This window comes from Azoarcus sp. PA01 (genome assembly GCA_001274695.2).
Taxonomy (GTDB): Bacteria; Pseudomonadota; Gammaproteobacteria; order Burkholderiales; family Rhodocyclaceae; genus Aromatoleum.
In genome coordinates this window covers 780,528-800,291 of the sequence record LARU01000002.1, presented here as the reverse complement: position 1 = coordinate 800,291, position 19,764 = coordinate 780,528, and the positions used below count along the sequence as shown (strand labels likewise).

The window sequence follows — 19,764 nt, the reverse complement described above, 5'->3', positions numbered from 1 at the left end:
GAACAGCAGACATTCAATCCATTCGTTGCATCGAATGCGCTTTATTCGAAAAACGAATAGAGTGAGGCGATGGAAACTCTCGAAATCCGTCAGTTGAGCGTCTTCGACGAAATCTACAAGACGCGCAGCGTCAGCCGTGCAGCCGAGAATCTCGGGCTCGGCCAGCCGGCCGTGAGCATCGCGCTCGGCAAGCTGCGCGAGCATTTCGCCGACCCGCTGTTCGTGCGCACGTCGGCGGGCATGGAGCCGACGCCGCTCGGCGAGGAGCTGGCCGAGCCGATCCGGGTTGCCGTCACGGCGGTCGCGGCCGCTTCGGGGCATCGCGCCGAATTCGATCCGACGCGGGCTCGCCGCACCTTCCGTCTCGCGATGACCGACATCAGCCAGCTCGTGCTGCTGCCGCGGCTGTGGGAGCGGTTGCGCACCGTCGCGCCGGGCATCCATATCGACATCGCGAATCTGTCGGCGAGCACTGCCGCGATGCTCGAGTCGGGCGAGGTCGACGTCGCACTCGGCTTCATGCCGCAGCTCGAAGCCGGCTTCTACCAGCAGGCGCTGTTCCGGCCGCATTACGTCTGCATGGCGAGCGCGACGCACCCGCGGATTCGGGGCGGCCTGACGCTGGCGCAGTTCGAAGCCGAAGAGCATGCCGTCGTCAGCACTTCCGGCACCGGCCACCTGATCATCGACCGCGAGATCGCGCGCCAGGACATCAAGCGCCGCGTCGTGCTGCGCATCCCGAGCTTCGTCGGCATCGCCTACGTCGTCGAGCGCACCGCGCTGCTCGTGACGATTCCTCAGCGCCTGGGCGAACTGCTCGCCGACGAGGAGCGGCTGCGCGTGTACCCGGTGCCTTTCGCGCTGCCCGAATACGCGGTCAAGCAGCACTGGCACGAGCGCTACAACAACGATCCCGGCAACCGCTGGCTGCGCGCGCTGATCCAGGAACTGTTATCGACGTCGCTCGCGCCGTGAAAAGCGGGGGGTGGGTGACGATTCTCGCGGCCGCAGCTCACTCACAAGCGCTGGATTTCCCGGCTCCGCGTGCTTGAATTGAATTGCCTTTTCATGCGCGACCCGAACGCATTCACTCACGCGTTGCGTGGCAGCCTTCATCGTCGCGCAGGAGCGAAAGGCGAGAGGGCGGGGAACTCATCGTCGACAGAGGGTCGGCGCGGAGCCGAGCGCGGTCGAACAGTCCCGAGGACGTCCCCGCCATGCAACAGCCAGTCATAGTGAGGCAGATCATGCGCAGCCTTAAATTCGTTACGGCGTCAGCGGCATTCATCCTGGGCGGTCTCATCGCGCCTGCGGCTCTGGCAGCGGAGACCGGTACCGACGAGGGCCTCATTTCGATTGTTCCGTCGGAAATCAAATGGGCCGATGCGCCCTCGGTCGGCCCAGGCGCGCAACTCGCGGTATTGGAAGGTGATCTGAAGCAGGCGGGGCCGCTCACTTTCCGCCTGAAGCTTCCGCCGAACTTCACGATTCCGCTGCACACGCACCCGCTGTTGGAACGCGTTACAGTGCTCTCGGGCACTTTCCATCTGGGAGTCGGGGAGACGGTCGACAAAGCGAAAGCCAGAGCCTATCCGCCTGGCGGCGTGACGATGATTCCGGCCGGCATGCCGATGTTTGCGTATACGAGCAACGAGGAGACGATCGTGCAGATTCACGGGACGGGTCCGTGGGGCATCTCTTACCTCGACTCCGCGGCGGCGGGGAAGAAGTAAATTTCCCTGCCGGTCGGAGAGCATGGGAATGCGTCCCCGAGGCTCACCGGGCTCGGGCATGAAAAAGCCGTTGAACCTCGCGGATCAACGGCTTTCGAAAACGTGTGGTGGTGATGGGCGGAATCGAACCGCCGACCTATGGGTTATGAATCCATCGCTCTAACCGTCTGAGCTACATCACCACGCGAGCCTGCTAATATATAGGTTTGGGAAACGAGGCGTCAAGACGCGCTGATGAAGAAACTCTACATCCGCACCTTCGGGTGCCAGATGAACGAGTACGATTCCGACAAAATGGCGGACGTGCTCGGCGCCAGCGAAGAGCTGGAGAAGACCGACAACCCGGAAGAGGCGGACGTAATCCTCTTCAACACCTGCTCAGTGCGCGAGAAGGCGCAGGAGCGCGTGTTCCACGACCTCGGTCGCGTCAAGCATCTGAAACAGTCGAACCCGAACCTGATCATCGGTGTCGGCGGTTGCGTCGCGAGCCAGGAAGGCGATGCGATCGTCGCCCGGGCGCCGTACGTCGACGTCGTGTTCGGCCCGCAGACGCTGCACCGCCTGCCGCAGCTGATCGCCGAACGGCGCCACAGCGGCCGCTCGCAGGTCGATATCTCGTTCCCGGAGATCGAGAAGTTCGACAACATGCCGCCGGCGCGGGTCGAGGGCGCGAGCGCTTTCGTGTCGATCATGGAAGGCTGCTCGAAGTACTGCACGTTCTGCGTCGTGCCCTACACGCGCGGCGAGGAAGTGTCGCGCCCGCTCGACGACGTGCTCGCCGAAGTCGCGGCGCTCGCCGAGCAGGGCGTCAGGGAAGTCACGCTGCTCGGGCAGAACGTCAACGCGTGGCGGGGCGAGATCACGCGCGACGGCGGCGAGCAGGGCGACTTCGCGTTCCTGCTCGAATGCGTCGCGGAGATTCCCGGCATCGAGCGCCTGCGCTTCACGACGTCGCACCCGCGCGAGATGACGCAGGGAGTGTTCGACGCGTACGCGGAGATCCCGAAGCTCGTCAGCCACCTGCATCTGCCGGTGCAGTCCGGCTCGGATCGCATCCTCGCGGCGATGAAGCGCGGCTATTCGGTGCTGGAGTTCAAATCGGTCGTCAGGAAGCTGCGCGCGGCGCGCCCGGACCTGTCGCTGTCGTCCGACTTCATCGTCGGCTTCCCCGGCGAGACCGAAGAGGATTTCGAGAAGACGATGAAGCTCATCGACGAAGTCGGTTTCGACGCCTCGTTCAGCTTCGTCTATAGCCCGCGGCCCGGCACGCCGGCGTCGGATCTCGCCGACCCGGTGCCGCAGGAAACCAAGCTGCGCTGGCTCGCGCGGCTGCAAAAGCGCATCGACGAACAGGCGCAGGCGATCAGCCAGGCGATGGTCGGGCGGGTCGAGCGCGCGCTCGTCGAAGGACTGTCGCGCAAGGATGCGAATGAACTGGCGGCGCGCACCGGCAACAACCGCGTCGTCAATTTCGTCGGCAATCCGCGCCTCATCGGGCAGTTCGTCGACCTGACGATCACTGCCGCCCTGCCGCACAGCCTGCGCGGCGAAATCGTCACCACGGAGAGTTGAATGGGGCGTCCGACGGAAGTGGTCCTCGAGCCGGTCGACAACGAGCGGCTTGCCAACCTGTGCGGCGCGCTCGACGAGAACCTGCGCCAGATCGAAACGGCGTACGACGTGACGATCGCGCGTCGCGGCGAATGTTTCACGCTGCAGGGCAGTCCCGCGCAGATGCAGCTCGCGGCAAAAGCGCTCGGCGAGTTCTACGAACAGGCCGACGAGCACCTCTCGGTCGACGACATCCAGCTCGGGCTGATCGAGCTCGCGAACCGCCGCCAGTCCGACCAGCCGGCGCCGGCGCTGCTGACGCGCAAGAGTGAACTGCACGGACGCACGCCGCGCCAGATCGACTACCTGCGCAACATCCAGGCACACGACATCACGTTCGGCATCGGCCCGGCCGGAACCGGCAAGACCTATCTCGCGGTCGCGAGCGCCGTCGACGCGTTCGAGCGCCAGCTCGTCGAGCGCATCATCCTGACGCGCCCGGCGGTCGAAGCGGGCGAGCGCCTCGGCTTCCTGCCCGGCGACCTGGCGCAGAAAGTCGACCCGTATCTGCGCCCGCTGTACGACGCCCTGTACGACCTGATGGGCTTCGATCGCGTCGCCAAGCTCTTCGAGCGTGGCAGCATCGAGATCGCGCCGCTCGCGTTCATGCGCGGGCGCACGCTGAACCACGCGTTCATCATCCTCGACGAGGCGCAGAACACGACGCCCGAGCAGATGAAGATGTTCCTGACGCGTATCGGCATCGGCGCGAAGGCGGTCGTCACCGGCGATCTCACGCAGGTAGACCTGCCGCGCGGCAACCGCAGCGGCCTGCTTGAAGCGCGCGAAGTGCTCGCGACGGTGCGCGGCATCGCCTTCACCGAGTTCCAGAAGGAAGACGTCGTGCGCCACCCGCTCGTGGCGCGCATTGTCGAGGCCTACGACAACCAGACCGCGCGCGACGCCCAGGCTGCGCTCGCGCGCAAGCCGTGAGCGTGGCCATCGACACTGCGCCGCCTCGCCTCGCGCTGACGGTGCAACGGGCGATCGGGGCCGAGAACCGGGCCCGTTCGCCGGTCGGCGCGCTCGTCCGGCGCTGGGCGCTCGCCGCGCTGCACGGCGACGCCGAGCTGACCGTCCGCCTCGTCGGCGAAGCCGAAGGGCGGCGCCTGAACCGGGATTATCGCGGCAAGGATTACGCGACCAACGTGCTGACGTTCGTCTACGACGAAAGCGAGCGGCTCGCCGGGGATCTCGTGCTGTGCGTACCGGTTGTCGCGCGCGAGGCGGCCGAGCAGGGCAAACCGCTCGAGGCCCATTTCGCGCACCTGATCGTGCACGGCATGCTCCACCTGCAGGGGTTCGACCACGAAGCGCCCGACGAGGCCGAGGAAATGGAAACCCTCGAAACGCGCGTGCTCGCCACGCTCGGCTATCCGAACCCCTACGCCTGAGGCGTGCCATCCATACGCCTGAGCGTGCCTTCTCGACGACACCGACTCCATGGACAGCCTCCCCGGTAAACCCCTTTCATTGCTCGAGCGCCTTTCGGCGCTGCTGTCGCGCGAGCCCGAAGACCGCGGCGAACTGATGGCGCTGCTGCACTCGGCGTTCGAGCGCAACCTGCTCGATGCCGATGCGCTCTCGATCATCGAAGGCACGCTGCAGATGTCGGACCTGCAGGTCAGCGACGTCATGGTGCCGCGTTCTCAGATGGAGGTGATCGGGGTCGACGACCCGATGGACAAGATCGCCAGCTTCGTCATCGAGACCGGCCATTCGCGCTTTCCGACCGTCGGCGAAAGCAAGGACGACGTCGTCGGCATCTTTCTCGCGAAGGACCTGCTGCGTTATTTCGTCGGGCAGGAGTTCGAGTTGCGCGAGGCGTTGCGACCGGCGGTGTTCGTGCCGGAGACCAAGCGCCTGAACGTGCTGCTGCGCGATTTTCGCGTCAGCCGCAACCACATGGCGATCGTCGTCGACGAGTACGGCGGGGTCGCCGGGCTCGTGACGATCGAGGACGTGCTCGAGCAGATCGTCGGAGAAATCGAGGACGAATACGACAGCGACTTCGCCGGCGACAACATCCGGCTCATGCAGGACGGGCGTTACCGGGTCAAGGCGACGACCGAGATCGCCGACTTCAACACCGCTTTCGCGACCAATTTCAGCGACGCCGACGTCGATACGATCGGCGGCCTGGTGATCCGCGCGCTCGGCCGGTTGCCGCAGCGTGGCGACACCGTGATCCTCGGAGACATGAAGGTCCAGGTGCTGCGCGCGGACAGTCGACGGGTATATACGCTGCTCGTCGAGCACGCGGTGCCGGTCGCGGATGCGAGACAGGCGTGATGCGCGTGCTGCGCACGCAACGCGCGGTGGCTGAGCGCTGATGGTCCGGATCGTGGTGCTCGCGGCGCTGGCAGGCGGCGCGTCGGTGTTCGCGTTTGCGCCGTTCGGGATCTTTCCGCTGGCTTTCGCGAGCCTGACCGTCTTCGCCGGATCCTTACAGCGCGTGCCGAGCGCTCGCGGCGGTTTGCTGGCGGGATTCGCGTGGGGATTCGGCGCCTTTCTCGCCGGCGTGTCGTGGCTCTATGTCGCGCTGCACCGCTACGGCGGCATGCCGATGCCGCTGGCCGGCTTCGCGATCGCGCTGTTCTGCGCCTATCTCGCGCTCTTCCCGGCGCTGGTCGGCGGACTGTTCGTGCGCTGGCGACGCGGCGGCCCTTTCCGGCAGGCCGCGCTGTTCGCGGGGCTGTGGGTCGGCGCCGAAGTGCTGCGCGGCTGGCTGTTCACCGGCTTTCCGTGGCTGGCGATCGGATATTCGCAGACTCCGCCGAGCCCGCTCGCCGGGTTCGCTCCGTTGATCGGCGTCTATGGCGTCGGCGGGCTGCTCGCTTTTGCCGCTGCGCTCGCGACCCTGGCGCCTTGGCGCCGTCTGCGCGTTGCGGCCGCGGCCGGGCTCGCGATGGTCGGCCTCGGCGTCGCGGGCTTCGGCCTCGCGCAGGTCGCGTGGACCCGGCCGGTCGGCGAGCCCGTCGAAGTCGCGCTGATCCAGACGAACATCGAGCAGGGGCTGAAGTGGCGCCCGGAACGTCTCGCCGACTGGCTGCAGACCAACGCCCGGCTCGCCCACGAGCACGCGGCCGATCTCGTCGTGCTGCCCGAAACGACGCTGCCGCTGCTCGCCGACCGCCTGCCGCAGGGCTATTTGGACGAGCTCGCGCGCGACGTCCGGGCCGGCGGCGGCAATCTCGTGCTCGGCGTCTTTCTGCGCGATGCGCACGGCGGCATCTACAACGCGGCGCTGAGCATCGGTGCCTCGCCGAGCCAGACTTACGCTAAGCGCCACCTCGTGCCGTTCGGCGAATATTCGCCGCCGCTGTTCGGGTGGTTTTACGACCTCGTCGACATTCCGATGTCCGACCAGACGCGCGGCGCGCCGGACCAGGCGCCGATGAAGCTCGGGGCGCAGCGCGTCGCCGTCAACGTGTGCTACGAAGACCTTTTCGGCCGCGAGCTGATCCGCAGCCTGCCGGACGCGACGCTGATGCTGAACATCTCGAACCTCGCGTGGTACGGCGACTCGTTCGCGCAGCCGCAGCACCTGCAGATCGCCCGCATGCGGGCGCTCGAGACCGGTCGGCCGATGCTGCGCTCGACGAACACCGGCATGACCGCGGTAGTGCGGCCCGATGGCAGCGTTTCGGGCGTGCTGCCGCCGTTCACGCAAGGGGCGCTGCGCGTCCCGGTGCAGGGCTATGAAGGGCTGACGCCGTATGCGCGCTGGGGCGACCGCGCGGCGATGCTGCTGGCGCTCGTCGCGGCAGGTGCAGGCCTCGCCGGGGCGCGGCGGCTACCGGCGAGCCGGCTGAAAACGGTGTCCGGCTAGGCTGCGCGGCAACAATTCCCGGGCAAGGGCGAGACTAAACGTCGCCCGTGCCGGCGAATGCCAGTAAAATCCGCTTCTTTGCGTTCGCAGCGCGGCCCGCGTGCCGCCTCCCCAGCCGTCCGAGACCATGTCCCCGCACAAACCCACGTTCCAGCAAGTCATCCTGACGCTCCAGCAGTACTGGGGCGAGCGCGGCTGCGTGCTGCTGCAGCCGTACGACCTCGAAGTCGGCGCCGGCACTTCGCATACCGCGACTTTCCTGCGCGCGATCGGCCCCGAGCCGTGGAACGCCGCGTACGTGCAGCCGTCGCGCCGGCCGAAGGATGGCCGCTACGGCGAGAACCCGAACCGGCTGCAACATTACTACCAGTTCCAGGTCGTGCTGAAGCCGTCGCCGCTGAACATCCAGGAGCTCTACCTCGACTCGCTGCGCGCGCTCGGCATCGACACCAACGCGCACGACATCCGCTTCGTCGAGGACGACTGGGAGAACCCGACGCTCGGCGCGTGGGGGCTCGGCTGGGAAGTGTGGCTCGACGGCATGGAAGTCACGCAATTCACGTATTTCCAGCAGGTCGGCGGGCTCGACTGCAAGCCCGTGCTGGGCGAGATCACGTACGGCCTCGAGCGGCTCGCGATGTACCTGCAAGGCGTCGAGAACGTTTATGACCTCGTCTGGGCGGTGTATCCGGACGGCTCGAAAGTGACTTACGGCGACGTCTTCCACCAGAACGAGGTCGAGCAGTCGACGTACAACTTCGAGCATTCGAACGTCGACTTTCTCTTTTCGCAGTTCGGCAACTACGAGGCCGAGGCGAAGCGGCTGATGGAAGCCGGGCTTGCGCTGCCGGCCTACGAGATGGTGCTGAAGGCGGCGCACAGCTTCAACATGCTCGACGCGCGCGGCGCGATCTCGGTCACTGAACGCGCGGCGTATATCGGCCGCATCCGCACGCTGTCGCGCGCCGTCGCGCAAGCCTATTTCGCCTCGCGCGAGAGTCTGGGTTTCCCGATGCTGAATCAGAATCCTTCGCAGGAGGCGGCATGATGACCACCGCGACCCTGCTCGTCGAACTCCTGACTGAAGAGCTGCCGCCGAAGGCGCTGCCGCGTCTCGGCGAGACGTTCGCCGCCCGCATCCACGACGGGCTCAAAGCCTGCGGTCTCGTCGCCGAAGACCAGCCGTTCCGCTGCTTCGCCGCACCCCGCCGGCTCGCGGTCACGGTGCCCGCGGTGCGCACCACTGCGCCGTCTCGCGAAGTCACCGAAAAAATCATGCCGGTGCAGGTCGCCCTCGACGCCGACGGCCGGCCGACGCCGGCGCTGCTGAAGAAGCTCCAGGCGAAAGGCATCGCGCCGGAGGCCGTCGCGAGCTTCGAGCGCCGCGTCGACGGCAAGGCCGAAGCGCTGTTCTATACGCGCCTCGAAGCGGGTGCCGCGCTCGACGACGTGCTCGCGGCGATCGTCCAGGAGGCCGTGAAGGCGCTGCCGATTCCGAAGCTGATGCGCTGGGGGGCGGGCGACGCGCAGTTCGTCCGCCCGGTGCACAAGCTCGCGATGCTGCACGGCGCGCGTGTCGTGCCGGGCCGCGTGCTCGACCTCGACGCCGGGCGCGTGACGATGGGGCACCGCTTCATGAGCCGCGGCGAGATCGAGCTCGCGACCGCCGAGGCCTACGAGCCGACGCTGCTCGCCGAAGGCAAGGTGATCCCGGACTTCGCCGAACGTCGCGCCGACATCGAGCGCCAGCTCGTCGCGACCGCGCGGGAGCAGGACGCGAGCCTCGGCGAATACGCGGACCTCCTCGACGAAGTCGCCGCGCTCGTCGAACACCCGACGGTCTACGTGGGCGAGTTCGAAGCCGAATTCCTCGCCGTGCCGCAGGAATGCCTGATCCTGACGATGCGCGCGAACCAGAAGTACTTCCCGCTGTTCGACGCCGCCGGCCGCCTCCTGAACCGCTTCCTGATCGTCTCGAACATGCGCCTCGCCGACCCGTCGAACATCGTCGCCGGCAACCAGCGCGTCGTGCGCCCGCGCCTGTCGGATGCGCGCTTCTTCTTCGAGCAGGACCGCAAGCACACGCTCGACAGCCGCCTGCCGCGGCTGGCGCCGGTCGTCTATCACAACAAGCTCGGCAGCCAGTTGGAGCGCGTCGAACGCCTCGAGCGCCTCGCCGGGCGGATCGCGAGCCGCTTGCACGGCGACGTCACGGCCGCGTCGCGCGCGGCGCGGCTTGCGAAAGCGGATCTCGTCACCGACATGGTCGGGGAGTTTCCCGAGCTGCAGGGCATCATGGGGCGCTATTACGCGCTCAACGACGGCGAAGGCGAAGTCGTCGCCGACGCTGTCCAGTCGCACTACCAGCCGCGCTTCGCCGGCGACACGCTGCCCGCCGGCAACACCGCGTGTGCGGTCGCGCTCGCCGACAAGCTCGATGCGCTGGTCGGCTTCTTCGGCATCGGCCAGCTGCCGACCGGCGACAAGGACCCGTTCGGGCTGCGCCGCGCGGCGCTCGGCGTGCTGCGCATCCTGATCGAGACGCCGCTGCCGCTCGACCTCGCTGAACTCGTCGGCGATGCCGCGGGAGGCTTCGGGCCGGGGCTGCTGACCGCTGCGGATTTCGAGTCGCAATTGCTGGACTTCATGTTCGAGCGCCTGAAGAACCTGCTGCGCGACGCTGGCCACGCCGTGGACGTCGTCGACGCGGTGCTCGCGCTGCGCCCGACGCGCATGGACCTCGTGCCGGCAAAACTCGACGCCGTACGCACTTTCCGCGCACTGCCCGAGGCCGAAGCGCTCGCTGCGGCGAACAAGCGGATCATCAATATCCTGAAAAAAGCCGAGGACGAGCGGGCGGAACCGGACGTCGCGCTGCTGCAGGAGCAGGCCGAAAAAGCGCTGTTCCATGCCGTCGTCGAAGTCGCGCCGCTGGTGCGCTCGCACGTCGCGAACGAGGACTACAGCGATGCGCTGTGCGCGCTTGCCGGGCTGCGGGCGGCGGTCGACACTTTCTTCGACGAGGTCATGGTGATGGCCGAGGAGCCGCTGACCCGCCAGAACCGCGTCGCGCTGCTGCGCCAGCTTGCCGGCCTGATGAACCAGGTCGCGGACCTGTCACGGCTCTCCGCGTAAAGGCGCCCGACTGCGATGAAACTGATCATCCTCGACCGCGACGGCGTCATCAACTATGACTCCGAGCAGTTCGTCAAGTCGCCCGACGAGTGGAAGCCGATTCCGGGTTCGCTCGAGGCGATCGCGCGGCTGAACCAGTGGGGCTGGCGCGTCATCGTCGCGTCGAACCAGTCGGGCATCGGCCGCGGGCTGTTCGGCATGGACACGCTCAACGCGATCAACGAAAAAATGGTCAGGAGCCTGGCCCAGGTCGGCGGCCGGCTCGACGCGATCTTCTTCTGCCCGCATGCGGCGAATTCCACGTGCAATTGCCGCAAGCCGAAGCCTGGCCTGTTCCTGCAGATCGCCGAGCGCTTCAACGTCACGCTGACCGGTGTGCCCTCGGTCGGGGACAGCCTGCGCGACCTGCAGGCCGGCGTGGAAGTCGGCTGCAAGCCCTACCTCGTGCTGACGGGCAAAGGCCTCAAGACGCGCGACGATCCTGCGTTGCCCGAAGGAACGCTGATCTATCCCGATCTCGCCACGGTCGTCGCCGACCTCACTGCCTGAAGAAAACCGTGATCGTCCTGCGCTCCCTGTTGTTTGCGATCGTCCTCGCGATCGTCACCCCGCCTTACGCGATCTTCGGCATGCTGACGTTCCCGCTTCCGCCGCACGTGCGCCATCGCATCATCACTTCGTGGGCGCCGCTCGTGATGTGGTTCGTGCGGCACCTGCTCGGCATCCGCTATCGCGTGCTCGGCCACGAAAATATTCCCTCCGGGCCGGCGGTGATATTGGCGAAGCATCAGTCGGCGTGGGAAACGATGGCGCTGCAGGTGATCTTCCCGCCACTGTGTTTCGTGCTCAAGCGCGAGCTGCTGAAAGTGCCGTTCTTCGGCTGGGGGCTCGCGCAGATTCCGGGAATCGCGATCGACCGGGCAGCCGGCAAGGACGCGCTGACGCAAGTCGTCGAGCAGGGCCGGGCGCGCCTGGCAGAAGGTTTCTGGGTCGTCGTGTTCCCCGAAGGGACGCGCGTCGCGCCGGGCACGACACGGCGCTACAAGCCGGGCGGCGCGTGGCTCGCGCAGAAAGCGGGCGTGCCGGTGGTGCCAGTGGCCCACAATGCCGGCGAGTTCTGGCGGCGAAACGCGTTCCTGAAATATCCGGGCGAGATCATCGTCAGCATCGGGCCGGCGATCGGACCGGAAGGGCTCGACGCGAACGAGGTCAACGCCCGAGCCCAGTTGTGGATCGAGGCAGAGATGCACCGGCTGTTCCCGCATCACTACAAGGCAGGCGCGAAACGCGGCGGCGAGCCGGACAACGGCGTCGTCGCGGCAGCGCCGCCGGGCTCGGGCGAGCGGTGAGCGCTGTTCCTCCAGCGTCCGCTTCGACAAGTCCTGCCCGCTCCCGTCAGTCAGGCATGAATTCGCTCCGGTAGCCTGTCCAGCATCGGGCCCGGTCGCAACGCTCTCATTGAATCAACTCAGGAGGCAGCATGGCATCCGCGCTCGGCCCTGAAGAAGCACGCAATTACATGCACAAGCTGCTGAAGGCGATGCACCAGATGGGAGGTTCGGACCTTTTCATCTCGGCCGATTTCCCGCCGAGCATCAAGTCGCACGGCGGCATGAAACCGCTGAGTCAGCAGCGGCTCGCGGCCGAAGTGACGCGGTCGCTCGCGCTGAGCCTGATGAACGAGCGCCAGCGGCGCGAATTCGAGGCCGAGATGGAGTGCAATTTCGCCATCTCGCTGCCCGACGTGTGCCGCTTCCGCGTCAACGTGTTCATCCAGCAACAGCAGGTCGGCATGGTGATCCGGACGATCGCTTCGGAAATTCCGGATCTCGACAAGCTCGGCCTGCCCGCCGTGCTCAAGGACGTCATCATGACGAAGCGGGGTCTGGTGCTGGTCGTCGGCGGCACCGGCTCGGGCAAGTCGACGACGCTCGCGGCGATGATCGACCACCGCAACACGAATTCGGCGGGCCACATCATCACCGTCGAGGATCCGGTCGAGTACGTGCACAAGAACAAGGGCTGCCTGATCACGCACCGCGAAGTCGGCGTCGATACGCATTCGTGGGAGCACGCGCTGAAGAACACGCTGCGCCAGGCGCCGGACGTGATCCTGATCGGCGAGATCCGCGACCGCGAGACGATGGAGCATGCGATCGCCTTTGCCGAAACCGGGCACCTCTGTCTGGGGACGCTGCACGCGAACAACTCGAATCAGACGCTCGACCGGATCATCAACTTCTTCCCCGAAGAGCGCCGGAATCAGCTCCTGATGGACCTTTCGTCGAACCTGCGGGCGATCGTCTCGCAGCGCCTGGTCCGGACCGAGGACGGCACCGGGCGCAAGGCCGCGATCGAAATCCTGCTGAACACGCCGACGATCGCCGAAATGGTCTTCAAGGGGCAGTTTCACTCGATCAAGGAGATCATGGCGAAGTCGCGCGAACTGGGGATGTGCACGTTCGATCAGGCACTTTTTGCGCTGTATGACGCGCACCACATCAGTTACGAAGAGGCGATCCGGAATGCCGACTCGGCGAATGAGCTGCGCCTGCAGATCAAGCTGAAGGCTGGCCGCGGGCAGCCGCCGTCGGGAGTTGGCAGTGAATTCAGCCTGTCGATCGAGGAGTCCGGGGAGGACGATTCTGACGAGGCGGAAAAAACGGACCCGTCGGCCGCGGCGGGCGCCTCGACGGCACACCCGCACTGATTCGAAACGGCGTCGATCCGGACTCCGGCCGTAGCCGCTCGGTGAAATGGAAAAAGCCCCGCGAGCGGGGCTTTTTGATTCGCAGCGAACTGAAGCGTATCAGGCGGCCTTGGCCTTCTGGGCGCCGGCCTTTGCGGAGGCGCCGACGGCCTTGACGGTGGCGTTGGTCGCGGCAGCCACGTTGGCTTCGGCAATCTCGGCGACTTGCTTCGCAGCCTTGCTGACGCTGTCGTACGCGCTGTTGGCGGCGGCGATCGCCGACTTCACGGCGGCAACGGCAACGTCGGAGCCGGCCGGAGCGGACTTGGCGGCCTTGTCGAGCACCGACGACAGATTCTTGTTCAGTTCGGCGATCTGCGTTTCGACCAGCTTCGAGATTTCTTCCTGGCCCTGCGACGCGATCTCATAGACGCTGCGGTTGTAGGCGACGGCCTTTTCGACCAGCGGCTGCGCCAAGGCGGCCTGCAGGCTTGCCAGCTCCTGCACATCCTTCGCGCCGAGCAGGGCCTTCGAGTTGGCGATGCTGTCTTCGAGGATCGAACGGGCGGTGTTCAGGTTCAGGGCGGCGAAGCGCTCGGCGCTGGCGAAAACGTTGTTCGCCAGGGTCAGCAGGGTTTCGACGTTGGCTTTATTGGTTGCTGCAAACTGCTCGGGGGTAGCAAACATTTCCTCATCTCCTGATGGTGGTGCTTCAATGATTTGCTCCGCAACTTTTTCGGCTTGCTTGGTGCGTCGCAACATGAGCTGGATTATAGGGACGACAGGCCCCGTGTCAAGCGTTTTTTTTGTGCGCTGCACAATACCTCCGGAATAGCGGCAAAGGCTCTCCCGAGCAGGCCGGAAAAGCGCTGCGAGACTCGGTTTTCCAATACTGTCTGGAACTGGATGAGAGGCGTTTTCTTAACGGAAAACAGGTACGTGAATTACCGTGATGCTGCGATTGCAACATCACGGTAAAAATGACTCTGAAATGATGAAGGGATGGTGCGCCGCCACCGGGATATGGCGGTGCGGAAAGGTCAGCGGTGCTTGAATTCGGGCTTGCGCTTCTCGACGAAGGCCGCCATCCCTTCCTTCTGGTCGTCGAGGCCGAACGCGGCATGGAAGACGCGGCGCTCGAACAGCAGGCCTTCGTTGAGGCTGCCTTCGAAGGCGCGATTGACCGATTCCTTGATCATCATCACGACCGGCAGCGAGAAATTGGCGACCTCGGTGGCGACCGCAAGCGCTTCGTCGAGGAGTTTGTCGGCCGGCACGACCCGGGCAACCAGTCCCGCACGTTCCGCTTCCTCGGCGCCCATCAGCCGCGCAGTCAGGCACATGTCCATCGTTTTCGCCTTGCCGATCGCGCGCGGCAGGCGCTGCGTCCCGCCCGAGCCGGGCAGGATGCCGAGCTTGATTTCGGGCTGGCCGAACTTCGCGTTGTCGGCAGCGATGATCATGTCGCACATCATCGCCAGTTCGCAGCCGCCGCCGAGCGCGAAGCCGGCGACCGCGGCGATGACCGGCTTGCGGCAGGTCTTGACGCGTTCCCAGTTACGGGTGATGTAGTCGCCCTTGTAGGCGTCCATGTGGGAAAAGTTCGCCATCGCGCCGATATCGGCGCCCGCGGCGAACGCTTTCTCGCTGCCGGTGATGACGATGGCGCCGATTCCCTCGTCGGCCTCGAAGTGGTCGAGCGCCTCCCACATTTCATCGACGACCTGATCGTTGAGCGCGTTCATCGCCTTCGGGCGATTGAGGGTGATCAGGCCGACCCGGCCACGCGTTTCAACGAGAATGTTCTGGAAACTCATGCGTCTCATCTCCTGGTGATTGAGGCTTTGCTGGGGGGTGTTGTCGCGATGTTATTGGGGTTTTTGCGGTGCTTCGCTGCCTGGTTCCGCAGCCGAGCCTTTCGGCTGGATGACGGCGCGCACGCGTGAGTCGCCGGCCGTTGCCGAAGTTGTGCCCGGCTGGTTCGTGACGAAGTATTTCTCGCTCAGGGCATCGTATTCGATGTAATGCCCGCGCACTTCGTCGCCGCCGGATTCGACGCGCGCCTGATTGAAAAGGCGCGCGCGCTCCGCCCGGCTGTCGTATTCGATCCGCTCGGCTTCGCCTTCGACGAACTCGTTGCTGCCTTCGCGTTTCTGGCGGAAGGTTGCGGGCCGTTTGTCGCTGCCGGTGGCGACACCGGTCTGGAAACCGTCCGCGCCCTGCGTCACGACGAGCCGATCGCCCTTGATGACGAGCGAGCCTTGCGTGAGGACGACGTTGCCTTCGAAGACGTGCACCTTGTTGCGGTCATCGACGGTCAGGCGGTTCGCCTCGATGTTGACCGGTTTTTCGCGGTCGGCAAGTTCCGCCCGCGCCGGCAGCGGCTGCAGTGCAGCAACGAACACGAGGAAGGCGAGTGCAGGGACATGCTTCATGGTTGGGTCCGCGGGGTGCGTGGCATGAGAACGGTGACGCCGTCGAGCAGGTCGAGGGTGCCGAAGATGTTGTCCGACTTGAGCCCGCCGGCGTGCGCGGTCGTCCTGCCTTGCGTGAGGATGACGGGGTCGCTGGTTTCGGCGCGCTCGTCGTCCGGCCAGACTTTCAGGGTCTCGGAGGCGAAGCTCATCGCCGGACTGCCGGCAGCTGCCGCGCGGTGTACGCGCACGTCACCGCTCAGCAGCACTTCGCTTCCGCCTTCGTGAATCTCGCCGGACCGGGCCGTGATGCGCACCTCCCGGCCTTCGGAATCGTAGCGCAGCCGCGGACGATCGAGCGCGGTGATGCCGGACAGGGGGTAGTTCGTGATCCGGTCGGCGAGCAGCTCGTAGCGTTGCTGCCCGTCGGCGCCGAAGCTGACCAGCCGGGTCTGCTCGGCGATGAAGTCCGGAGCGCGTCGCTGTTCGGTGCGGACCGCGCCGTCCTCGTCGCGGGTGATCCGCTCGAGCCATAGCGTGGCACCGGCCAGCACGACGAGTGCGACGACCGGATAGAGTTGCAGAATCGACGGGCGCATCGCCGGCTTCAGACGAGATAGGCCGAGAGCATCGCTTCGAGCCTGCCCTGTGCGGCCAGCAGGTAGTCACACACTTCGCGCACCGCGCCGCGCCCGCCCGGCTTGCTTGCAACGTAGCCGACATGCCGTTGGACGAATTCGTGGCCGTCGGACGGGGTCGCCGAAAATCCGCACGCGCGCAGGATCGGCAGGTCGACGACATCGTCGCCCATATAGCCGGCTTCGCTGGCGGGGAGGCTGCGGCGCGCGAGCAGCGCGTCGAGACAGGCGCGCTTGTCCTCGACCCCCATGTGCAGCTCGCGAATGCCGAGATTCGCCGCCCGCAGCTCGAGCGCGCGCGAACTGCGCCCGCTGATGATCGCGACTTCGATGCCGGCGCTCTGCAGCATCTTCAGCCCGTGTCCGTCGAGGCTGGAGAAGACTTTCAGCTCTTCGCCATTGGGCGTGAAATACAGGCTCCCGTCCGTCATCACGCCGTCGACGTCGAAGCCCATCAGGCGGATGCGCGAGGCGTTTTCGCGGGCCGGCATCAGATCACCTTCGCGAGCATCAGGTCGTGGGTGGTCAGCGCCCCGGCGAGCGTGCCGTCGGCGCCGACGACGAGCAGCTGGCTGATGCGCAGCCGCTCCATGATTTCGGCTGCTTCGACGGCGAGCGCGTCCGGATCGATGCTGCGTGGCGCGCGCGTCATGACTTCGGCCAGAGTCGCGGTGCGGGCGTCGCAGCCGCGCTCGAGCGCCCGCCGCAGGTCGCCGTCGGTGAAGATGCCGATCGGCGCGCCGCGGCTGTCTACGACCGCGGTCATGCCCATGCCGCCGCGCGTCATTTCGAGCAGGGCCGCGGTCAGCGGGACGGTTTGCGGGACCTGCGGAACGCGGTCCGCGCCGCGCATCACGTCGCTGACATGGGTGAGCAGCCGCCTGCCGAGGCTGCCGCCCGGATGCGAACGGGCGAAATCGTCGGCGCCGAACCCGCGCGCATCGAGCAGCGCGACTGCCAGCGCGTCGCCGAGCGCGAGCGCCGCGGTGGTGCTGGCGGTCGGCGCGAGGTTCAGCGGACAGGCTTCCTCGCTGACCGCGGCGTCGAGATGGACATCGGCTTCGCGCGCGAGCGGCGAATCCGGCTTGCCGGTCATCGAGATCAGCTTCGCGCCCTGGCGCTTGACGAGCGGCACGATCGTCAGCAGCTCCTCGCTGGCCCCGGAGTTCGACAGCGCGATGACGACGTCTTCGGCGGTGATCATGCCGAGGTCGCCGTGCGCCGCTTCGGCCGCATGCACGAAATAGGCGGGGGTGCCGGTGCTCGCGAGCGTCGCGGCGAGCTTGCGCGCGATGTGGCCGGATTTCCCGATCCCCGTGACGATGACGCGGCCGTGGCGCTGCAGGATCAGCTGCACGGCGCGCTCGAAATCGCCGTCGAGACGCTCGGCGAGCGCCGCGACCGCGGCGGCTTCGATGCGCAGCACGCGGCGGGCGAGGGCGACGCAGCGCGTTTCATCGGGGAGAGCGGGCGGGACTGGGTTCATAGGGTTCGAAGCGGTTACACTCTGACGCACGAGACGGCCGGAAAACCGGCGGCGAACAGCAGGCCCGGCGGTGCAAATCGAAGCTGCGAAGTATAGCAGACGGGTCGAGCGACCCCGCATCGTGCACATTCCACCCATCACCTTCATTCATGCACAACACGCTCGAGCTGGTCCTGTTGCTCCTGGCGGCCTGCGTCGTCGTGGTCGCGGTTTTTCGCAGCCTGAGCCTGCCGCCGGTGCTCGGCTACTTGCTCGTCGGCGCCGGAGTCGGCCCGCACGCGCTCGACCTCGTCGAAGCGTCGGACGGCGCGAGCCATCTGGCCGAGTTCGGCGTGGTGTTCCTGATGTTCTCGATCGGACTCGAGTTTTCGCTGCCGCGGCTGTTCGCGATGAAACGCATCGTGTTCGGGCTCGGCGCGGCGCAGGTGCTCGGATCAATGCTGTTCGCGATGCTCGTCGGGGCGATCTTCGGGCTCGGCTGGGGGGCGAGCTTCGCGCTCGGCGCGACGCTCGCGATGTCGTCGACGGCGATTCTCTCGAAGCTGCTGTCCGACCGCCTCGAACTCGACCGGCCGCACGGCAGGGAAACGATCGGCGTGCTGTTGTTCCAGGACATCGCCGTCGTGCCGCTGCTGATCCTCATCCCTGCGCTGTCGCAGCCGGCCGGCGAGCTCGCCGGGACGCTCGGCATCGCTGCGCTCAAGGCCGCGGTGCTGCTCGCGCTGGTGCTCGTCGCCGGCCAGCGCGTGATGCGCTGGTGGTTTACCGTCGTCGCGCAGCGCCGCTCGGGCGAACTGTTCATGCTCAACGTGCTGCTGATCACGCTCGGCCTGGCGTGGCTTTCCGCCGCAGTCGGATTATCGCTGGCACTGGGGGCGTTCCTGGCGGGCATGCTGATTTCCGAAACCGAGTACCGCTACCAGGTCGAGGAGGACATCAAGCCGTTTCGTGACGTGCTGCTGGGCCTCTTTTTCGTCACCGTCGGGATGTTCCTCGACGTCGGGCTGATCGTCGCGAACTTTGCGGCGGTGCTGGGTCTGCTGGTCGGGCTGCTGGTATTCAAAGGGGCGATCGTCTTCGCCGCATCGCGAGCTTTCGGGTCGTCGAGCGGCACCGCGCTGCGCACCGCGCTGTGGCTGTGCGCCGGCGGCGAGTTCGGCTTCGTGCTGATCTCGCACATCGACGACGTCAGCCTGATGCCGGCGGCGCTGCTGCAGGTCACGGTGGCCGCGCTGGTGCTGTCGATGCTCGTCGCGCCGCTGATCGTGCAGCTGAGCGACAGGCTCGTGCTGCGCTTCGTCGCTTCCGAATGGCTGCAGCGCTCGATGGAGCTGACGCGCGTCGCGGCGCAGACGATGAACACCAGCAAACACATCATCGTCTGCGGCTACGGCCGCAGCGGGCAGTACATGGCGCGCTTCATGGAGCAGGAAGACATCAGCTACGTCGCGCTCGATCTCGATCCGGAGCGCGTGCGCGAAGCGGGCGCGGCCGGCGACACCGTCGTGTATGGCGACGCGGCGCGCCACGAAACATTGATGGCCGCGGGCATCATGCGGGCGAGCGCGCTGGTGATTTCGTTCGGCGAAGTCGAAGCGGCGCTGCGGGTCATGCACCGCGCGCACCTGCTGCGGCCGGACCTGCCGATCGTCGTGCGCGCGAGCGACGAGAAGGACATGGCGCGGCTGTCGCAAGGCGGCGCGACCGAAGTGGTGCCGGAGGCATTCGAAGGCAGCATCATTCTCGCCTCGCATGCGCTGGCGCTGATCGGCGTGCCGCTCAACCGCATCGTGCGGCGCATCCGCGACATCCGCAACCAGCGCTATGCGCTGATGCGCGGCTTCTTCCACGGCGCGAGCGACGCAGCGGACGGGCCCGACGCGAACCAGGCGCGCCTGCGCTCGGTGACGCTGCCCGGCGGCGCCCGCGCAGTCGGCATGACGATCGGCGCGGTCGGGCTCGGCGAGCTCGGCGTCGGCGTGTCGGCGGTGCGCCGGCGAAATATCCGGGGGCTGTCGCCGGGGCCGGAAACACAGCTCGAGGAAGGCGACGTCGTCGTCCTGATCGGCGTCCAGGCCGACCTCGAACAGGCCGAGCGCCGCCTGCTCGGCGGAGTCTGAGCGCCTCTCGGGCGTCACTGCGGTCGTCCGCGCTCTGCTAAACTTCGCCGTTTGACCGATGCGCCGGGTAATGGGCGGAAGCACTTGATCTTCGTGAAGTGCCGTT

At 66.5% G+C, this 19,764-nt stretch carries 19 protein-coding genes and 1 tRNA gene; 13 read left to right on the top strand and 7 right to left on the bottom strand.

Annotated features, from left to right (window positions below):
- Positions 1-69: 69 nt before the first annotated feature.
- Positions 70-975 (top strand): LysR family transcriptional regulator, encoded by a 906-nt coding sequence (locus PA01_04805; protein ID KON81029.1) that lies wholly within the window; start codon positions 70-72, stop codon positions 973-975.
- A 242-nt stretch (positions 976-1,217) separates the two neighbouring features.
- Positions 1,218-1,733 (top strand): cupin domain-containing protein, encoded by a 516-nt coding sequence (locus PA01_04800; GenBank protein ID KON81028.2) that lies wholly within the window; start codon positions 1,218-1,220, stop codon positions 1,731-1,733.
- Between the two features lie 105 nt (positions 1,734-1,838).
- Here the strand turns inward: PA01_04800 and PA01_04795 are convergent.
- A tRNA-Met gene (locus PA01_04795) sits at positions 1,839-1,915 on the bottom strand.
- Between the two features lie 52 nt (positions 1,916-1,967).
- Here PA01_04795 and miaB point away from each other — a divergent pair.
- From miaB to PA01_04745, 10 genes are all read left to right on the top strand, one after another.
- Positions 1,968-3,305, top strand: a complete 1,338-nt coding sequence (miaB, locus tag PA01_04790; protein ID KON81027.1) for a tRNA (N6-isopentenyl adenosine(37)-C2)-methylthiotransferase MiaB — start codon at positions 1,968-1,970, stop codon at positions 3,303-3,305.
- Positions 3,306-4,277, top strand: a complete 972-nt coding sequence (locus PA01_04785; GenBank protein ID KON81026.1) for a PhoH family protein — start codon at positions 3,306-3,308, stop codon at positions 4,275-4,277.
- A 2-nt stretch (positions 4,278-4,279) separates the two neighbouring features.
- Positions 4,280-4,738, top strand: coding sequence for an rRNA maturation RNase YbeY (gene ybeY, locus PA01_04780; GenBank protein ID KON81025.2), 459 nt, complete (start codon positions 4,280-4,282; stop codon positions 4,736-4,738).
- 49 nt (positions 4,739-4,787) lie between these two features.
- Positions 4,788-5,636 (top strand): CBS domain-containing protein, encoded by an 849-nt coding sequence (locus tag PA01_04775; GenBank protein ID KON82309.2) that lies wholly within the window; start codon positions 4,788-4,790, stop codon positions 5,634-5,636.
- 40 nt (positions 5,637-5,676) lie between these two features.
- Positions 5,677-7,176, top strand: a complete 1,500-nt coding sequence (lnt, locus tag PA01_04770; protein KON81024.1) for an apolipoprotein N-acyltransferase — start codon at positions 5,677-5,679, stop codon at positions 7,174-7,176.
- A 127-nt stretch (positions 7,177-7,303) separates the two neighbouring features.
- On the top strand, positions 7,304-8,224 hold the full coding sequence (gene glyQ / locus PA01_04765; GenBank protein ID KON81023.1) for a glycine--tRNA ligase subunit alpha: 921 nt from the start codon (positions 7,304-7,306) through the stop codon (positions 8,222-8,224).
- Positions 8,224-10,311, top strand: coding sequence for a glycine--tRNA ligase subunit beta (gene glyS / locus PA01_04760; protein ID KON82308.1), 2,088 nt, complete (start codon positions 8,224-8,226; stop codon positions 10,309-10,311). The genes glyQ and glyS overlap by 1 nt, the downstream gene beginning before the upstream one ends.
- 15 nt (positions 10,312-10,326) lie before the next feature.
- Positions 10,327-10,860: a D-glycero-beta-D-manno-heptose 1,7-bisphosphate 7-phosphatase gene (gene gmhB / locus PA01_04755; GenBank protein ID KON81022.1), complete on the top strand. Its 534-nt coding sequence runs from the start codon at positions 10,327-10,329 to the stop codon at positions 10,858-10,860.
- 8 nt (positions 10,861-10,868) lie between these two features.
- The gene (locus PA01_04750) at positions 10,869-11,660 is read left to right on the top strand and encodes a 1-acyl-sn-glycerol-3-phosphate acyltransferase (protein ID KON81021.1); all 792 of its coding nucleotides are present in this window, start codon (positions 10,869-10,871) and stop codon (positions 11,658-11,660) included.
- A 170-nt stretch (positions 11,661-11,830) separates the two neighbouring features.
- Positions 11,831-13,021, top strand: a complete 1,191-nt coding sequence (locus PA01_04745; GenBank protein ID KON81020.2) for a PilT/PilU family type 4a pilus ATPase — start codon at positions 11,831-11,833, stop codon at positions 13,019-13,021.
- A gap of 99 nt (positions 13,022-13,120) precedes the next feature.
- Here PA01_04745 and PA01_04740 read toward each other — a convergent pair whose 3' ends face one another.
- The 6 genes from PA01_04740 to PA01_04715 all read right to left on the bottom strand — a co-directional run bounded on the left by PA01_04740 (position 13,121) and on the right by PA01_04715 (position 17,538).
- Entirely contained in the window at positions 13,121-13,687 is a 567-nt protein-coding gene (locus PA01_04740; GenBank protein KON81019.1) for a phasin family protein, read from the bottom strand.
- Between the two features lie 353 nt (positions 13,688-14,040).
- Positions 14,041-14,817, bottom strand: a complete 777-nt coding sequence (locus PA01_04735; GenBank protein ID KON81018.1) for an enoyl-CoA hydratase — start codon at positions 14,815-14,817, stop codon at positions 14,041-14,043.
- 51 nt (positions 14,818-14,868) lie between these two features.
- Positions 14,869-15,435, bottom strand: coding sequence for a lipopolysaccharide transport periplasmic protein LptA (gene lptA, locus PA01_04730; GenBank protein ID KON81017.1), 567 nt, complete (start codon positions 15,433-15,435; stop codon positions 14,869-14,871).
- Positions 15,432-16,013, bottom strand: coding sequence for an LPS export ABC transporter periplasmic protein LptC (gene lptC, locus PA01_04725; GenBank protein ID KON81016.1), 582 nt, complete (start codon positions 16,011-16,013; stop codon positions 15,432-15,434). Before lptC ends, lptA begins: the two co-directional genes overlap by 4 nt.
- A gap of 8 nt (positions 16,014-16,021) precedes the next feature.
- Complete coding sequence (locus PA01_04720) at positions 16,022-16,543, bottom strand: HAD family hydrolase (protein ID KON81015.1); 522 nt, start codon at positions 16,541-16,543, stop codon at positions 16,022-16,024.
- Positions 16,543-17,538: a KpsF/GutQ family sugar-phosphate isomerase gene (locus tag PA01_04715; protein KON81014.1), complete on the bottom strand. Its 996-nt coding sequence runs from the start codon at positions 17,536-17,538 to the stop codon at positions 16,543-16,545. The genes PA01_04720 and PA01_04715 overlap by 1 nt, the downstream gene beginning before the upstream one ends.
- Positions 17,539-17,687: 149 nt before the next feature.
- Here PA01_04715 and PA01_04710 point away from each other — a divergent pair, with 149 nt between their 5' ends.
- Complete coding sequence (locus PA01_04710; GenBank protein KON81013.1) at positions 17,688-19,658, top strand: monovalent cation:proton antiporter-2 (CPA2) family protein; 1,971 nt, start codon at positions 17,688-17,690, stop codon at positions 19,656-19,658.
- Positions 19,659-19,764: the final 106 nt, after the last annotated feature.

Bases quoted from the DNA above. Each gene is read 5' to 3' on its own strand.
- PA01_04805 (KON81029.1), top strand. From the start codon at position 70: ATGGAAACTCTCGAAATCCGTCAGTTGAGCGTCTTCGACGAAATCTAC.
- PA01_04800 (KON81028.2), top strand. From the start codon at position 1,218: ATGCAACAGCCAGTCATAGTGAGGCAGATCATGCGCAGCCTTAAATTC.
- miaB (KON81027.1), top strand. From the start codon at position 1,968: ATGAAGAAACTCTACATCCGCACCTTCGGGTGCCAGATGAACGAGTAC.
- PA01_04785 (KON81026.1), top strand. From the start codon at position 3,306: ATGGGGCGTCCGACGGAAGTGGTCCTCGAGCCGGTCGACAACGAGCGG.
- PA01_04775 (KON82309.2), top strand. From the start codon at position 4,788: ATGGACAGCCTCCCCGGTAAACCCCTTTCATTGCTCGAGCGCCTTTCG.
- lnt (KON81024.1), top strand. From the start codon at position 5,677: ATGGTCCGGATCGTGGTGCTCGCGGCGCTGGCAGGCGGCGCGTCGGTG.
- glyQ (KON81023.1), top strand. From the start codon at position 7,304: ATGTCCCCGCACAAACCCACGTTCCAGCAAGTCATCCTGACGCTCCAG.
- glyS (KON82308.1), top strand. From the start codon at position 8,224: ATGACCACCGCGACCCTGCTCGTCGAACTCCTGACTGAAGAGCTGCCG.
- gmhB (KON81022.1), top strand. From the start codon at position 10,327: ATGAAACTGATCATCCTCGACCGCGACGGCGTCATCAACTATGACTCC.
- PA01_04745 (KON81020.2), top strand. From the start codon at position 11,831: ATGCACAAGCTGCTGAAGGCGATGCACCAGATGGGAGGTTCGGACCTT.
- PA01_04740 (KON81019.1), bottom strand. From the start codon at position 13,687: ATGTTTGCTACCCCCGAGCAGTTTGCAGCAACCAATAAAGCCAACGTC.
- PA01_04735 (KON81018.1), bottom strand. From the start codon at position 14,817: ATGAGTTTCCAGAACATTCTCGTTGAAACGCGTGGCCGGGTCGGCCTG.
- lptA (KON81017.1), bottom strand. From the start codon at position 15,435: ATGAAGCATGTCCCTGCACTCGCCTTCCTCGTGTTCGTTGCTGCACTG.
- lptC (KON81016.1), bottom strand. From the start codon at position 16,013: ATGCGCCCGTCGATTCTGCAACTCTATCCGGTCGTCGCACTCGTCGTG.
- PA01_04720 (KON81015.1), bottom strand. From the start codon at position 16,543: ATGCCGGCCCGCGAAAACGCCTCGCGCATCCGCCTGATGGGCTTCGAC.
- PA01_04715 (KON81014.1), bottom strand. From the start codon at position 17,538: ATGAACCCAGTCCCGCCCGCTCTCCCCGATGAAACGCGCTGCGTCGCC.
- PA01_04710 (KON81013.1), top strand. From the start codon at position 17,688: ATGCACAACACGCTCGAGCTGGTCCTGTTGCTCCTGGCGGCCTGCGTC.